The organism is Clostridium cavendishii DSM 21758 (assembly GCF_900141845.1).
Taxonomy (GTDB): domain Bacteria; phylum Bacillota; class Clostridia; order Clostridiales; family Clostridiaceae; genus Clostridium_AG; species Clostridium_AG cavendishii.
Genome location: NZ_FQZB01000003.1, coordinates 187,872 through 204,150, shown reverse-complemented (window position 1 = coordinate 204,150; position 16,279 = coordinate 187,872). Strand labels below are relative to the sequence as shown.

At 28.8% G+C, this 16,279-nt stretch carries 20 protein-coding genes; all 20 read left to right on the top strand.

The features are described from left to right. Positions 1-219: 219 nt before the first annotated feature. Positions 220-615, top strand: a complete 396-nt coding sequence (gene flgB, locus BUB01_RS00960; RefSeq protein ID WP_072984363.1) for a flagellar basal body rod protein FlgB — start codon at positions 220-222, stop codon at positions 613-615. Positions 616-621: 6 nt separating this feature from the next. Beyond that, positions 622-1,029: a flagellar basal body rod protein FlgC gene (gene flgC / locus BUB01_RS00955; protein ID WP_072984361.1), complete on the top strand. Its 408-nt coding sequence runs from the start codon at positions 622-624 to the stop codon at positions 1,027-1,029. An 11-nt stretch (positions 1,030-1,040) separates the two neighbouring features. Further along, the gene (gene fliE, locus BUB01_RS00950) at positions 1,041-1,352 is read left to right on the top strand and encodes a flagellar hook-basal body complex protein FliE (protein WP_072984359.1); all 312 of its coding nucleotides are present in this window, start codon (positions 1,041-1,043) and stop codon (positions 1,350-1,352) included. Positions 1,353-1,377: 25 nt separating this feature from the next. Continuing rightward, positions 1,378-2,946: a flagellar basal-body MS-ring/collar protein FliF gene (gene fliF, locus BUB01_RS00945; RefSeq protein WP_072984357.1), complete on the top strand. Its 1,569-nt coding sequence runs from the start codon at positions 1,378-1,380 to the stop codon at positions 2,944-2,946. Positions 2,947-2,959: 13 nt separating this feature from the next. Next, positions 2,960-3,973, top strand: coding sequence for a flagellar motor switch protein FliG (gene fliG, locus BUB01_RS00940; protein WP_072984355.1), 1,014 nt, complete (start codon positions 2,960-2,962; stop codon positions 3,971-3,973). Then, positions 3,957-4,721 (top strand): FliH/SctL family protein, encoded by a 765-nt coding sequence (locus BUB01_RS00935; protein ID WP_072984353.1) that lies wholly within the window; start codon positions 3,957-3,959, stop codon positions 4,719-4,721. Before fliG ends, BUB01_RS00935 begins: the two co-directional genes overlap by 17 nt. Positions 4,722-4,745: 24 nt before the next feature. Then, positions 4,746-6,056: a flagellar protein export ATPase FliI gene (fliI, locus tag BUB01_RS00930; RefSeq protein WP_072984351.1), complete on the top strand. Its 1,311-nt coding sequence runs from the start codon at positions 4,746-4,748 to the stop codon at positions 6,054-6,056. A gap of 5 nt (positions 6,057-6,061) precedes the next feature. Next, complete coding sequence (gene fliJ, locus BUB01_RS00925; protein ID WP_072984349.1) at positions 6,062-6,502, top strand: flagellar export protein FliJ; 441 nt, start codon at positions 6,062-6,064, stop codon at positions 6,500-6,502. 4 nt (positions 6,503-6,506) lie between these two features. Further along, positions 6,507-7,907: a flagellar hook-length control protein FliK gene (locus BUB01_RS00920; protein WP_072984347.1), complete on the top strand. Its 1,401-nt coding sequence runs from the start codon at positions 6,507-6,509 to the stop codon at positions 7,905-7,907. Positions 7,908-7,919: 12 nt separating this feature from the next. Next, on the top strand, positions 7,920-8,705 hold the full coding sequence (locus BUB01_RS00915) for a flagellar hook capping FlgD N-terminal domain-containing protein (protein WP_084108137.1): 786 nt from the start codon (positions 7,920-7,922) through the stop codon (positions 8,703-8,705). A gap of 29 nt (positions 8,706-8,734) precedes the next feature. Next, a complete protein-coding gene (locus tag BUB01_RS00910) occupies positions 8,735-9,136 on the top strand; it encodes a TIGR02530 family flagellar biosynthesis protein (RefSeq protein ID WP_072984345.1) in 402 nt (133 codons plus the stop codon). Positions 9,137-9,221: 85 nt separating this feature from the next. Next, complete coding sequence (locus tag BUB01_RS00905) at positions 9,222-10,613, top strand: flagellar hook protein FlgE (RefSeq protein WP_072984343.1); 1,392 nt, start codon at positions 9,222-9,224, stop codon at positions 10,611-10,613. Between the two features lie 282 nt (positions 10,614-10,895). Beyond that, entirely contained in the window at positions 10,896-11,087 is a 192-nt protein-coding gene (locus BUB01_RS00900) for a flagellar FlbD family protein (RefSeq protein WP_072984341.1), read from the top strand. Positions 11,088-11,099: 12 nt separating this feature from the next. Then, a complete protein-coding gene (locus tag BUB01_RS00895) occupies positions 11,100-11,900 on the top strand; it encodes a motility protein A (protein ID WP_072984339.1) in 801 nt (266 codons plus the stop codon). Further along, complete coding sequence (locus BUB01_RS00890) at positions 11,893-12,513, top strand: OmpA/MotB family protein (RefSeq protein WP_072984337.1); 621 nt, start codon at positions 11,893-11,895, stop codon at positions 12,511-12,513. Before BUB01_RS00895 ends, BUB01_RS00890 begins: the two co-directional genes overlap by 8 nt. Positions 12,514-12,530: 17 nt before the next feature. Beyond that, positions 12,531-12,995 carry a flagellar basal body-associated FliL family protein gene (locus tag BUB01_RS00885; protein WP_072984335.1) on the top strand — a complete coding sequence of 155 codons (465 nt, stop codon included), beginning with the start codon at positions 12,531-12,533 and terminating at the stop codon, positions 12,993-12,995. A gap of 12 nt (positions 12,996-13,007) precedes the next feature. Continuing rightward, the gene (locus BUB01_RS00880) at positions 13,008-13,370 is read left to right on the top strand and encodes a flagellar biosynthetic protein FliO (protein WP_072984333.1); all 363 of its coding nucleotides are present in this window, start codon (positions 13,008-13,010) and stop codon (positions 13,368-13,370) included. A 13-nt stretch (positions 13,371-13,383) separates the two neighbouring features. Beyond that, positions 13,384-14,145, top strand: coding sequence for a flagellar type III secretion system pore protein FliP (fliP, locus tag BUB01_RS00875; RefSeq protein ID WP_072984331.1), 762 nt, complete (start codon positions 13,384-13,386; stop codon positions 14,143-14,145). An 11-nt stretch (positions 14,146-14,156) separates the two neighbouring features. Next, the gene (gene fliQ / locus BUB01_RS00870; protein ID WP_072984329.1) at positions 14,157-14,426 is read left to right on the top strand and encodes a flagellar biosynthesis protein FliQ; all 270 of its coding nucleotides are present in this window, start codon (positions 14,157-14,159) and stop codon (positions 14,424-14,426) included. Between the two features lie 11 nt (positions 14,427-14,437). Continuing rightward, a complete protein-coding gene (locus tag BUB01_RS00865; protein ID WP_072984327.1) occupies positions 14,438-16,270 on the top strand; it encodes a fused FliR family export protein/FlhB family type III secretion system protein in 1,833 nt (610 codons plus the stop codon). Positions 16,271-16,279 lie beyond the last annotated feature (9 nt).

The window sequence follows — 16,279 nt, the reverse complement described above, 5'->3', positions numbered from 1 at the left end:
AAAATATCTAATTTTAAGTTATAATTTTTTTGTAGCTTGAAAAAATAATAAATATGAGTAGAAAATTATAGAAAAAAAGAGATATATATATAATTATATTTTAAATGAATATATATAGTAAAAATATATATGAAAAAGAAGATAAAAATGATAAAATTTAAATAAATATATAGAAAAAAATTCAAAAGAATAGTTAAAAAGAAGGTTTGGAGGTTAATTATGAGTGGTATAAGAATGGATTCAGATACTTATACATATAATCTTTTAAAAAAAGGATTAGATGTATCTTCATTTAGGGGTAAAGTTATAGCAAATAATATGGCAAATATAAATACAAAAGGATATAAAAGATTTACAGTATCATTTGAAGATACTCTAAAAGATAAAACTGATGAGGTTTCTAAAACTGGTTCAGTTGGTTTTAATGGAAATGATTTAGGTCAAGTAAAAGTGGACAAGGATACCTCAAACTCTATGAGAGCTGATGGTAACAATGTGGACTTAGATGTGGAAAAATCAAATCAAGCAGCAAATACACTTATGTATAATGCTCTTATAACGCAAGCAAATAGTAAAATGAGCATGACAAGATATATAATAAACGGTGGGAGGTAGCAATTTATGAGTTCGCTATTTGGTGCACTTAGAATTAGTGCAAGTGGTCTTTCAGCTGAGAGACTTAGAATGGATACAATATCATCAAATATAGCAAATGCAAACACTACTAGAGGCGAAAATGGAAAGCCTTATGTTAGAAAAGTAGCTGTGTTTCAAGAAAACCTTGATTCAGCTAGAGGGTTTAATGGTGTTAAGGCAGTTGGAATAGAAGAAGATAAATCGCCACTTAAAAAAGTTTATGATCCATCAAATCCAGATGCAGATAATACAGGTTATGTAACAATGCCTAATGTTAATATATTAAATGAAATGGCAGATATGATATCAGCTTCAAGATCATATGAAGCTAATGTTGATACTTTAAATTCAGAAAAAAGTATGTTTTCAAAAGCTTTAGAAATAGGAAGGTAGGAGAATAAAACATGAAGATAAATAATTTTATTCCAGATATTAGTGTTTTTGAAAAAGGGATAGAAAAGACTAGTAATCAGCCAAAAGATACTAATAATGGATTGAGTTTCATTGATACACTTAAAACTGAGTTGGATAAAGTAAATGATAAACAAATAGATGCGAATGTTCTTACAGATAAAATGGTTAAAGGCGATAAAGACGTTGATATACATCAAGTTATGATTGCAGGCGAAGAGGCAAAAATGTCATTACAACTTGCAGCTCAAGTTAGAAATAAACTTGTAGAAGCATATCAAGAGTTAAGCAGAATGCAATTATAATTAAGATAAGTAAGGAGTGATGCTAATGGACAAACTAAAAGAAGGCTTTAAAAAAATTAAAGAAAAATTTAAAGCATTAAGTAAGGGTGCAAAGATTGCCATTCTAGTTTCGTTCCTAGCTGTAATAATAGCAATAATAACTTTCGTTGTGTATTCTAACAATAATAAATATAAAATATTATTTTCTAATTTAGATCCAAAAGATGCACAAACAATAACGGCGAAATTAAAAGAACAAAAAGTTGATATGAAAATAAATGGCAATTCTATAATGGTACCAAAGGAACAAGTAGATGAGTTAAGATTATCTTTAGCATCAGAAGTAACAAGTGGAAGTCAAGGGTATGAATTAATGGATAGTGGAAATTCATTTGGTATGACTGATGAAGAATTTAAAATAAAAAAGCAAAGAATGCAAGAAGGGGAATTAGAAAAAACAATAAAAAGTTTTTCACAAGTTGAAAATGCTAGAGTTCATGAAACTCCAGCTACAGATTCTGTGTTTGTAAAAGATAAAAAACCAGGAAAAGCTTCAGTTTATTTAGCGTTAAAAGCTGGACAAAAGTTAACTGACGATCAAGTTAGATCAATAGTATCATTAGTATCAGGTGCAACTGAAAATATACCTAAAGAAAATATTGAAGTAATAGATGGTAATATGAATCTTTTATCTAAAGGATTATTTGATAAAACAGGAGATACACAAGTTAGTTCATCATCTGTAGAAAAGCAACAAGGACTTCAACAACAATATGAACAAACATTATCAGATAAAGTTAATGAACTTTTAGTTCCTGTTATAGGAAAAGATAAGGTTAAAGCTACTGTTAATGCAGTTTTAGATTTTGATTCTAAAGAAAAAACACAAGTTGTTGTAGATCCTAATAAAGTTATAAAAAGTCAACATACTATAAAAAATAATAATTCTAATTCTGGTGGAACTAATAGCCAAAGTCCTGTAGATAATAATATGAGTAATACTATTTCAAATGGAACTTCTACTAATCAAAATGTTAGTGAAGATGATACTACAGAATATCAAATAGGACAAACTGAAACTAAAACTATTAGTGCTCCAGGAGAAGTAAAAAGAGTAACAGCTTCTGTAGTTGTAGATGGAAAACTTGATGATGCTACAACACAAGCTATTAAAAATATAGTTGGTACTGCAATTGGTTATAAAGAAGATAGAGGCGATTCTATAAATGTGTTAGGTATTGCTTTTGACCCAGCACAAAAAGATGCAGCTCAAAAAGAATTAGACCAATTAAACCAAGAAACTGCAAATGCTAAGAAGGCGGAATTAATTAAGATGGTAGTAGCTGGTGTTATAGCTCTAATAGTAATAATAATAGTTGTTATAATAATAATTAAAAAGAGAAAACCGAAACAAGAAGAGAAAGAGGAGCATATTTTAGATGTTGTTGTAAATAATAATATTACACCAAAAGAAGTTAAGACTTTTGATCCTATAGATTTTGATGTACAAGATGAAAAGTCTCACTTAGAAAATGAAATTAAGAAATATGCAACAGATAAGCCAGATCAAGTGGCTGATATTATTAAGTCTTGGATGTCGGAAAGTGAGAGGTAGAGGTGATTGATTGATGAGTAAAGAAGGCAAACTTACAGGAGTGCAGAAAGCAGCTATATTATTTATTACAATTGGACCGGAGGCTGCGGCTGGAATCATCAAGAAATTACCTGAAAGTGAAATTCAAAAAATAACTTATGAAATAGCAAATATAAATTCTGTTACAGGAGAACAAAGAGAAGAAATTCTTTCGGAATTTATAGATATGAATCAAGCTAGGGATTATATAAAAGAAGGTGGAATGGACTATGCAAGAGCTTTACTTTCTAAAGCTCTTGGTAGCCAAAGAGCAAGTGATATTCTTAATAAAGTTTCAGAAGCTACATCACAATATAGACCATTTTCAATTGCCAGAAAGGCAGATGCTCATCAACTTTTAAATGTTATAAATAATGAGCATCCTCAAACTATAGCATTAATACTTTGTTATCTTCAACCAGATAAGGCAGCTCAGGTTATGGCTGAGTTGCCTGAAGATATCCAAACGGATGTTGCATTTAGAATAGCAACTATGAGTACTACATCTCCTATGGTTATTAAAGAAATTGAAAAGGTTCTAGAAGGAAAACTTTCATCAGTAGTTAGAACAGAAATGACAACTATTGGAGGCGTTGAAACTCTAGTTGACATATTAAACCAAGTTGATAGAACAACTGAAAAGAATATTACAGAAAGTCTTGAAAGAGAAGATGCAGAGCTTGCTGATAAAGTTAAGAGCAGCATGTTTGTATTTGAAGATGTCATTACTCTTGATGATCCGTCTATTCAAAGAATTCTTAGAGAAGTTGAAGCAAAAGAACTTGCTCTTGCACTTAAAGGTTGTTCAGAAGAAGTTGCTAATGCTATATTTAGAAATCAATCTAAGAGAGCAGCTGCAGCTTTAAAAGAAGATATGGAATTCTTAGGACCAGTAAGACTTATGGATGTTGAAAAAGCACAACAAAAAATTGTTAGTATCATAAGAAGGTTAGATGAAGCTGGAGAGATAATAATATCAAGAGGTGGAGAAGATGCAATCATCCTATAGTGTAATAAAAAACAATAGTGTGCTTAATGCAAATGATAAAAGACGTATAGACACTTTTTATGAGCATGTTAGTAAGGAAGAAAGTATTCAGTCTGAACCTCAAAAAATAGATGATTCTATAGTAGAAAGCTATAAAAATATAGGTGAAAACATAATAAAAAGTGCTAAACAACAAAAAGAAACTATGTTAAGCAAAGCTTATGAAGAAGCACAACAAATAGAAAAAGAAGCTTATGAAAAGGCTTATGATGAAGGTTCCAAAAATGGTTATGAAGATGGATATAAGCAAGGTTATAAGGAGTCTTATGAAAAACATATAGAACAGGCTACATTAGAAGCAAATGCAATAGTAGAAAATGCTAGTAATATTCTTTTAGATGCAAAGAAGCAATATGAAGAATATTTGGTTTTGAAAAAAAATGAAATAGTAAAGTTAGCTTATAATATGGCCGAAAACATAGTTAAAGAAAAACTCGAAAAAGAAGATGGAATAATTAATCTTTTAGAAGAAGTAATAGAAAAATCCAAAGAAAGTAGCACTTTTGTAATAAAATGTAATAAAAATCATATAGAAAGTATAGAAAATGAAATTGAAAAATGGAAGCTTAAATTTGCATTAAAAGGTGAAATATTTGTTCTTGAAGATTCTAGTTTAGAAAGTGGAAATGCTGTTGTTGAAAAGCAAAACGGCAAAGTGATGGTAGGACTTGATATTGGGCTTGAAAAGCTAAGAGAAAATTTATTTTAAACTTTTTAAATGCGGGGGGAAGTTATGATAGATTTAGATTTTGAAATTTTAAATAAAAAAATTAAAGATGTATCTCCCTTTTATTATGAGGGTCGTGTAAAAAAAGTTATAGGTCTTACAATAGAAGTTGAAGGTGTAAAAGCTTTTGTAGGAGAACTTTGTACTATATATAATGATAAAAATGACCCTATAAAATGTGAAGTAGTTGGATTTAAAGATGATGGAGTAATACTTATGCCACTTGGTGAATTAATTGGTATAGCACCAGGATGTAAGGTTGTTCCAGAAGGAATTCCTTTAAGTGTTAAGTGTAGTGACGAGCTTTTAGGAAAAATAATAGATGGTTTAGGTGTTCCTTTTGATGGTAATCAAATAAGTTTTGGAGAAAATTATTCATTGGATAACGCCCCTCCAGACCCTATGAGGAGAAAAAGAATTAAAGAAATAATACCTACAGGTGTTAGAGCTATAGATGGTTTTTTAACTTGTGGAGAAGGTCAAAGAATAGGTATATTTGCAGGCTCAGGTGTTGGTAAAAGTACAACGTTGGGTATGATAGCTAGAGAAGCTGAGGCAGATGTGAATGTTATTGCACTTATCGGTGAAAGAGGAAGAGAAGTTCTTGACTTTATAGAGAAAGATTTAGGACCAGAAGGTATGAAGAAATCAGTAGTTGTTTGTGCAACATCTGATAAACCAGCGCTTATAAGACTTAAAGGCGCATTAACAGCAACAGCTATTGCAGAGTATTTTAGGGACAAGGGTAAAAAGGTTATTTTGATGATGGACTCTGTAACAAGATTTGCTATGGCTCAAAGAGAAGTTGGACTAGCTATTGGAGAACCACCAGCAACAAAAGGATATACTCCATCAGTTTTTGCAATGCTTCCTAGGCTTATGGAAAGAGCAGGAACGTCAGATAAAGGTTCTATAACTGCTTTTTATACAGTTCTTGTTGATGGTGATGATTTTAATGAACCTATAGCAGATACAGTAAGAGGTATATTAGATGGACATATAGTTTTATCAAGAGCTTTAGCTCATAAGAATCATTATCCTGCCATTGATATTCTAAACTCAGTATCAAGACTTATGTCTTCTATAGCAGAGGAGGAGCATAAACAAACGGCTTCTTTTGCAAGAGATTTACTTGCAACTTATAAAGAATCAGAAGATCTTATAAATATCGGGGCTTATGTAAGTGGAAGTAATAAGAAAGTTGATTTAGCTGTAAGACTAAATGATGATATAAATGGTTTCTTAAAGCAAGGTATTAGTGAAAAATCAAACTTTGATGAATCTATAAACAAGCTGAAAGGAATTTTTAGAGGGTAATAAATATGGCGAAAGGTTTTAAATTTCCACTTCAAAAGGTTCTGGATATAAGAAAAGATAAAGAAGACGAAGCTGTTAGAGCACTTCAAAGTGTTCAAAAAGAAAAGTTAGAGTTAGAAAATACTTTGCAACAATTTAAGGACAACTATACTAAATATAGTGTTATTAAAAATGGTGAGTCTGTGGTTTACCAAAAACTTAAAAGAAGTTATTTGCAAACTGTAACTAATGCTATACAAAATACAGAAATGAAAATAGAAATTAAAGATAGAGAAGTTAATGTTAAAAGAGAGCAAGCAAAAGTAAAGCAAATAGAAAGAAAAACAGTAGAAATCCTTAAAGAAAAAAAGTATGAAAGCTTTATAAAAGAAGAAGAAAGGGTGGAACAAATAACTAATGATGAATTTGCGTTATATGCACATATAAGAAGACTTGAAAGGGGGTGAGAAAATGATAAACACGAATAACAATATATCTAATTTACCAAACTTAAATTCCAACAATTCACAGCAAAATAAAGTTAACGACGATAAAAGTAACTTTAAGGAAATTTTGGCTAAAAACTCAAATCAAAATGAAACTATAAAACCACAAAATAAAGTTGATTCGAGTCAAGATGTAAAAGAAGTAAAAGTTGAAGATAGTGCTAAAGATGAAGAGTGTAAAACATTAACTAAAGAAGAAATAGAAAATTCAATAAAGGATATTAATAAGGAAGATTCAACTGACGATAATAAATTATTGTTGCTTATAGCTTCATTATTAGAAAAATTAAAAGCTTTAGATAATAATAATTCAAACATGGTTAAGGATGATACAAATAAAGAAATAAATCTTTTGAATAATTTATTAGGTGATAATAGTGAAGTGAAAGTTAATGAAGCTACACTTATGAAGTTGAATTCAGCAAATGGAGAAAAACTTAGTGAGCTTAAAGGGGTTCTAGCCAATCTATTAGAAGCAGTTAAGTCAGGTAAAATGGAGAATTTAAGCAAAGTAAATCCAGAAATACTTAATGAATTCAAGAATCTATTGAAAAGTGTAGATGTAAAGTTAAGTCCTGAAAGTTTAAAAGATTTAAATTTAGATGATATAAAAAATCTTAAAAATAGCTTAAATATTCTTTTGAATTCTAAAAATGTAAAAAGTGAAACTGCTAATTTAAAAGAGGAGAAAGTTGAAACTAATAAAAATGTAGATATTGAAAAAGTTATAATTAATACTAATGATGGAAAAGCTTCTTCTAAAAATGCAGAAAATAATACGAAAAAAGAATCTAAAGATGAATTTCTAAAAAATGATAAAGATTATAGTACTTTAAAAAATATAATTGAAGATCCTAAGGACAAGCAGTCTAATATATCAGTGTTTGCCCAAAGATTGGCTGAAGCTAAAAATATAGAACAGCCTAAGGAAGTTACAGTTATAAATAAAAACACTATGGTAAATGATATAGTGAAAACTATAAAATATATGAGTGTAAATGATACTAAAACTTTAGTTGTAAAAATGAATCCTAAAGATTTAGGAGAAGTTACAATAAAGCTTGTAGCTCAAGGAGAATCAATGAAGGCTACAATAACTGCAGCTAATAAAGAAACTACACATCTATTAAATAATGCAGCTGCAGAAATAAAGAAGACTCTAGAAAATCAAGGTATTAAAATGTCAGATGTTAATATAGGATTATCTAATGAAGACACTACGTTTTTTAGTGGAGAATCAAATTTTCAAAGAGAAAATAGTACAAAAGAAAATAGAACATCGAATGGTTTAAATAATAGTGATGATTTTGAAGAAGAAATAGAAGAAGAGTCAGAAGGAACCAATAATATAAATATGTTAGTATAGGAGGTATAGAAAATGGCTGATGCACCTAAAATAAATCCGCTTACCCAGAGCACGACAAATCCTGCTTATAGTAGTAGTTCTAGTAAAACTGACAGAGGAACACCTATAGTTCAATCTACTTCAGATATGAATAAGAATTCCTTTTTGAAAATTTTATCTGCTGAGCTTTCAAATCAAGATCCAGATAATACAAAGGATTCAACACAATTTATAACACAAATGGCGCAATTTGCATCTATTGAACAAATGTCAAATTTAAATAGCACTATGACTAATTATGCGAATAATTCGTTAGTTGGGAAAGGTGTAATACTAAATATTAAAGATGATAAAGGAAATCCATATACAGGTGTAATAAAGGCAGTTGATAATACTGGTGGTAGTACTAAGATATCTGTTCAATATATGTTAAATGGAAAAATAGACTATAAAGATTTTGGTTTAAATAATATATCATCGATTGTGGATACTTCAGATAATGAATTAAATTCCTTAAATAATATAAATAATGGTAATAAGTTTCTTACTGCTTCATCACTTATTGGACAAAGTGTAGAAATAACAGATAAAGATAGTAAAGGTAATTTTATTCAAGGTAAAATAGTTGGAGTTTATAAAGATGCTTATGGACAAGTAAATGTTAAGCTTCAAGATAATACTACAGGAGAAGTTTCAGATATTTCTTTTGATAAGATAAGCAAGGTTGGAGATCTTAGTAAAATGACTACACCACCATCAAATACGACACCAACAACTCCAGATACATCAACAACTGCAGATAAATCAACAACTTCATAAATATAGAAATTGAATAAGGATTAAATAAAATGAGTTATAGAATTATAAATGGTAAGGCTTATCCAATAGGGAATATTGGTGGAATAAATTCTTTAACTAAGGATAATACGGTAAAAGAGAATAATAAAGATAATTTTAAAAAGTTACTTGAAAAGGAAATTGAAAAGAAATCATTTTCTGATGAGGGGTATAAGATTTCAAATCATGCAGCCGAAAGACTAAAAGATGTTAATTTTACTAAAGAAGATTACACATCATTACAAAATGGATTAGATAAAGCTAAGGAAAAAGGCTCTAAAAATACATTAATGCTTTATAAAAATATGGCTATTATAGCTAGTGTTGAAAATAAAACTATAATAACAGCTGTAGACAAGCAAAGAGCTAAAGAAAATGTTTTTACTAATATAGATAGTGTAGTAATTTTATAAATTTGTAGGCTGGACCACATAAGGAAGCCTATTTCAGTGGAATGATGGAAGCTGAAAAAACAAAAAAATTTTGGAGGTACAAATTATGTTAAGATCATTATATTCAGGTATTTCAGGAATGCAAGTTAACCAAACTAAAATGGACGTTATAGGTAATAATATAGCCAATGTTGGAACAACATCATTTAAATCATCTAATGTAAGATTTGAAGATATGCTTTCACAGAACGTAAAAGATGCATCAGGTCCTTCATTATATCAAGGTGGTGTTAACTCTAAACAAGTAGGTCTTGGAGTACAATTACAAAGTATAAATACAGTAATGAGTCAAGGTATGTTACAACCAACAGGAAGAGCATTAGATGCAGCAATAGATGGAGAAGGATTCTTTATGGTAAGTAAAGGACCTCAAACATTTGCAGATGGAACTATAAAAATTAATAATGGAAAAGGACAGCATAATATAGATTCACAATCATTATCAACATCAGGATCGCAAATAATGTACTCAAGAGATGGTTCTTTTACTCTTGATGCAGACGGAAATTTATTAACTTCTGATGGTTATAGAATAATGGGATATGCTGTAACTAATGATGATAATAAGCAACAAGCAACAGGGTTAGCTCCTGGACAAGTTTCAGCAGGTGGAATAAAATTTGATTTTAGTCCAGGTTCACAATTAAATAATTATAAAATACAATTCCAAAATGGTGCAGCTTCTGGAACTGCTATTTCAGCCAATGCAGATGTAGATCAACATGTTATAACTATATCTGGAGATTTTTCTGGAAAATTAACAAACAAACAATTTACGGATGCTGTGAATAAAGCACTTTCAGGTGCTGGAATTTCTCAAACTGCAACAGTGTCTGGTGACCCTGTTAATCCAGGAGCAAATGATGATTTAATAAAAGCACCAAGTGATTTTAATGCATCAGCTGCTATTACTGGAGGAACACCAATTGAAAGTATAGGAACTGATGGAACTATAAGTTTTGTAGATGGAAGTAAAAAGGTTAGTGCTTATGATGATTCGCTTAAAACTTTAAAAATTCCAGATAAGGTTAAAGTTCCTGGAACAACAAACAGTTATTTAAAAGTTAAATCTTTTTCTATTGATAAAACAGGTATAGTAAATGCAACTCTTGAAAATGGTTCAGTAGCAGCAGTTGGACAATTAGCTTTAGCAGGATTTAAGAATCCGGAAGGCTTAAACAAACTAGGTGGTAACCTTTATGGACAATCAGCTAACTCAGGAGAACCAATAATAAGAACAGGTACAAATACTTCTGGTGGAGAAGATAATTCAAAAGGATTTGGTTCAATAGCTAATGGTATGCTTGAAATGTCAAATGTTGACCTTGCACAACAATTTACAGATATGATAACTACAAGTAGAGCTTTCCAAGCAAGTGGTAAGATGATTACTACAGGGGATGAAATTCTTCAAGATATAATAAATCTTAAGAGATAGTGGTAAACTAACTATAAAATTATAACAAAGAGAGAAAGTTTCTCTCTTTGTTGATTGTATAGGAAATTATAAAATTATTTATATTTAAAATACAATTATATTAATATTTTAGATTATTATAAACACAATAATATTTATAATAATAAATTTTATAATTTCCCTTACTTTTTAAACTCAAAGTGGGCTCATATAAATTTTCTATTGCTTTGAAGCCTGACGATGAAGTAGGAAAATTTATATAAGCTCATTTTTTATAGCATACATACTTAAGGAGGTATTTTTATGATTAGACTTACTGGAATGAATAATAAAGAATTTGTATTAAATGCTGAACATATCGAAAAAGTAGAAGAGATTCCTGAAACAGTAATAACTCTTGTAAATGGTAAAAAATATTTAGTTCTTGAAACAGTTGAAGAAGTTATTTTAGAAACTATAAGATATAAAAACAAAATATTCAATTTAAAATTGTAAGGGGGGATGATTTTGAAAAAATCAGATTCTCTTACGTTAATAGGATTGATACTATCAAGTATAGTAATTATAATTTTTATAACTATTCAAGGAAATTTAATAATGTTTTTGAACATTAAAGCGTTATTAATAACTATTATAGGTTCTTTTAGTGCAATGCTAATTACATATTCAAAGGAAGATATAAAAAATTTAAAATTTTTATTTAAAGAATTTTTTAAATTTGAACAATCTAACAAAATAAACATAATAAAAAAATTAATAGACATAGCAAAAATATCAAGAAAAGAAGGATTTTTGGCGTTAGACAGAGAACTTTATAATATAGAAGATGAATTTTTTAAAAAAAGCATTCAATTTGTAGTAGATGGGATGTCTCTTAAGGAAATAACTGATATATTAGAAGCAGAAATATATAATATAGACAAAAGACATAAGAAATTTATAAGTATGTTTAAAAACTGGGCAGTATATGCACAAGTTTTTGGTTTTGTAGGAACCCTTATAGGAATAATGAGTGGTGTTTATAATATCACAGATACTAATATGTTAACAAATTCAATAGAAGTATCAATTGTAAGTACATTTTATGGTCTTATATTAGCTTATTTAATACTTAATCCTATAAGTTTAAAACTTACAAATAAGAATGCAGAAGAAATAGAAATTAAGAAAATGATATTAGATGCTATAGTAGGCATTCAAGATGGAATTACTCCAGCTATGTTACAAGAAAAATTATACATATATATGTCTTCAAGAGAAAAGAAAGAATATTTAGATGTTAAAAAGGATGAAGATATAAATGAATAAAGATAAATTAAATGAAGATGGTAATATTACTAATTTTAATATAAGCTTAATAAGTTTATTATGTATAATTTTTTTTATATTTATAGTTTCCATTTATAACTTTAAAACCGATAATAATCAATTAAATCAAAATTTAGTAAAAGAAGATGTTGTAAAAGATAAAAATTTACATAATGAAGTATTAACTAAAGTAAAACAATTTATAAATACAAATAATCTTAATAGAGATATTGAGGTTATAAATGATGAACAAGGAGTTAAACTTCAAATAAGAGAAAGTTTACTTTTTGAGAATTCAATGGCTGACTTAGCTTATGATAGTAAAGAGCTATTAGATAAAATAGCTATACTAATTAATAGCTTAGATAATAATATTATAATAGAAGGACATACTGATAATGTATCTGTGAATAACTATAAATTTGAAAGTAATTGGGAGCTATCATGTGCTAGAGCGACAAGTATTGTAAGATATTTTACTGAAGTTAAAAAGCTAGATAAAAAAAGATTTACAGCAGCAGGTTTTGGCGACTCTAGGCCGTTAGTAGATAATAATACTAATGAGAATAGAGCTAAAAATAGAAGAATGAATATTTTGATTGTAGTAAAATAGAAAGGGTGAATTTTAAGATGGCTGAAGAAACTAAAAAAGAAGAAAAAAAAGCAAAAGGTGGGGCAGGAAAATTTATAATAATAATATTTGTAGTTGCCGTAATAGTTGCAGGAGGTACTTTTGCAGGTGTATATATGTATATGAAAGGTCAAACTAATACCGTAGTAAAAGAGGCTTATTATGACTTGAAAGATGAATTTTTAGTGAATTTAAGTGATGAAGGTGGGAAGAGCTATGTAAAGGCAAAAGTGTCCGTAGCTTACAATGAAAAAGATAAAAGCTTTGGTGCTGGTTTAGATGCACAAAAAGCGGTTCTTAGAGATTCAATTATAACTTTCTTTAAAACTAAAAGTTCTAAAGAACTAACAGATCCTAAAAGTAGCGAAGCAATAAAGAAAGAGTTGACTTCTGCAATAAACAAAAAACTTAGTGATGGTCAATTAACTAATGTATTATTTCAAGATCTAACCGTTCAAAAATAAATAGGAGAAAATATGAATACTGATTTAATTTTAACAGTAGTAAAACTATTTTTCGGTATGATAATTTTAATGTTTTTAATAGTACTAACACTGAAACTTGGAGCTAATAAAGTTTCAAAATTTCAAAGGGGTAAGTACATAAAGGTATTAGAAAAGACTCCATTATCAAAAGATAGTAACTTGTTTTTGATAAAGCTTGGTGAGGAGGGGTGTATAATAACCTCCTCACAAAATAATGTAGAAGTAATAAAGAAACTTACAAAGGATGAAATTGATATTATAGAAAAAGAGAAGAAGGCTTTAAATGATGAGATTTTAAATATGTATAATAATAAGTTTGAAAACTTAAAAAATAAGCTTAATATAAAAAAGTAAAGGTAATAAAGCAATGAACAAAAAACGTAAATATTCAATATTTTTGATTCTTTTAGTAGGAATTGTATGTTTTATGTCTTATAAGGCTTATGCAGCACCAGTAGATATCCCAAATCCGAAAATAGCATCTAGTAGTGATCCAAAAGATTATGTAAGTAATATAAAGTTATTAATCTTTTTAACAATAATTTCTGTTTTACCATCATTTATTATAATGATGACTAGTTTCACAAGAATAATAGTGGTATTTTCGTTTTTAAAGAGTGCTATAGGTGCTCAGCAATCAATACCAAATCAAGTTCTTGTAGGACTTGCAATATTTTTAACTATATTTATAATGGCACCAGTATATAATGATGTAAATAATAATGCGTTAACGCCATATATGAATAATAAAATAACACAAGATCAGGCTTTAGAAGCAGGTTCTAAACCTCTTAGAGATTTTATGTTAAATCAAACTAGACAAAAGGATTTACAACTTTTTGTTGAAATATCTAAAATAGATGCAAGTAAAGTTACTAAAGATAATGTGCCTATGTATGTAGTAGTGCCAGCATTTGCAATAAGTGAGTTAAAAACAGCATTTCAGATAGGGTTCTTGATATATTTGCCATTTTTAATAATTGATATGGTAGTTGCAAGTGTACTTATGTCTATGGGTATGTTTATGCTACCACCAGCTATGGTATCATTACCTTTTAAATTATTATTATTTGTAATGGTAGATGGATGGTATTTACTCGTAAGTTCTTTAGTTAAAAGTTTTATGTGAGGTGAAATAGTATGACAGAACAAATGGTAATAGGTATATTAAAAGATGCTATGTATACATCTTTAAAGCTTTCGGCACCATTTTTGGGAGTAGCCATAGTACTTGGACTATTAATAAGTATATTTCAAGCAACTACACAAATACAAGAACAAACTTTAACTTTTGTACCTAAACTTATAGGTATATCTGTAGTTGGTCTTTTACTTGGAAGTTGGGTTTTACATAGTATAATGGAGTTTACACAAAGGATTTTTACAATGATATCTAATATTGTACAATAGGAGGCTTAGCCTTGATTAATACGGCATTTTTTATAGTCTTAATATTAGTATTTTTGAGACTTTTGACATTTTTTACCATAACAACAATATTTTTTCCTACTGGTACACCAAACATACTTAAAGTTTTTTTTGTTTTAATAATAGCATACATAACAGTTTCAACAATGAACTATGAAACCATAGGAAATGTAGCCATGGATTTTTACTTTATTTTATCTTGTGTAAATGAGATAATGACAGGGATAACGTTAGGATATATAACAAGTCTTTGTTTTTATTTTATAGAAATGGCTGGAAGTTTAATGGATATGCATATTGGACTTGGAATGCTTTCTATGTTTGATCCAAATACAAAAAATACATCAACTTTATTATCAAGACTTATGTATTTTATAGCTATTTTAATATTCTTTTTAGTTGATGGACACCATTTATTTATAAAAGTCTTGATTCAGAGTTTTGATATTGTAAATGTAGGTAAAACAATAATATTTCAAAGTAATTTAACTAATGTGCTTACAGCATTTATAAAGTTTTTTGCAATAGGAATACAAATAGCAGTTCCAATAGCATTAATTATACTATTTACAGATTTAACTATGGGACTTGTATCAAGAACGGTTCCACAATTAAATATAATGATTTTAGGATTACCAGTTAAGCTTTTAGTTGGAATAAGTTCGTTTTTACTTATTTTACCAATGATAGTTAAAATAATGACATCTAGTTTTAATAGTATTTTAGATATATTCAATTCTATATTTCATGCTTTACCCCTTGTGATAATATTTATGTCAGATGATAAGACTGAGGAAGCGACACCAAAGAAAAAATCGGAAGCTAAGAAAAAAGGTCAAATACCTAGAAGTAAAGATGTTGGTTTAGCTTTTACATTGTTAACTTGTACATTGGTTATATCTGTATTAGCAACAACAGTAACAAAGAATATGCAAGAAAATCTTCTTTATTATTTATCAAATGGCTTTCCAAAAGATTTAACTGAAGGTTATGTGAAAACTAGAGTTGTAAGTACAATGTGGGTAATGGCAAAAACATATTTACCAATAGTAATTCCAATAATGATCGCAGGGATTGTAGCAAGTTTGATGCAAACAGGATTCGTATTTATAAAAGAACCTCTTAAACCATCATTAGGAAAATTAAACCCATTAAAAGGTTTAAAAAATATGTTTTCTAAGAGAAGTTTCGTTGACTTAATAAAAAACTTAATAGTAGTAACAGTACTTTCATATATTGGATATAGTTTTGTTAAAGATAATTATGAAACTATAATGAAAATAGGAAGTTTAAGTTTACCTAGTATGGGAATCGAAGTGAAAAATTTAGTTGTTGGAATTTTTTCGAAAATAACTATTGTTTTAATTGTTATTGCTTTAGCTGATTATGTTTTTCAAAAAAGAATGCATAATAAAGATATGAAAATGTCAAAACAGGAAGTAAAAGAAGAATATAAGCAAATGGAAGGAGATCCTCAACTAAAGGGTAAAATTAAACAAAAACAAAGAGAAATAGCTACAAGAAGAATGATGCAAGCTGTGCCAGATGCTACAGTAATAATAACAAACCCTACGCATATAGCAATAGCTTTAAAATATGAAGAAGGTGGAATGGAAGCACCTAAAGTTGTAGCAAAGGGTGCAGATCATTTAGCTGTTAAAATAAAAGAACTAGCAAAAGAAAATGATGTACCAATTTTAGAGAATAAACCATTAGCAAGATTAATGTATGAAACTGTGGAAATAGATCAGGATATACCTGGTGATATGTATCAAGCAGTAGCAGAAATACTTGCCATAGTATATAAACTAAAAAAGAAAAAGTAGCAAGAGAAA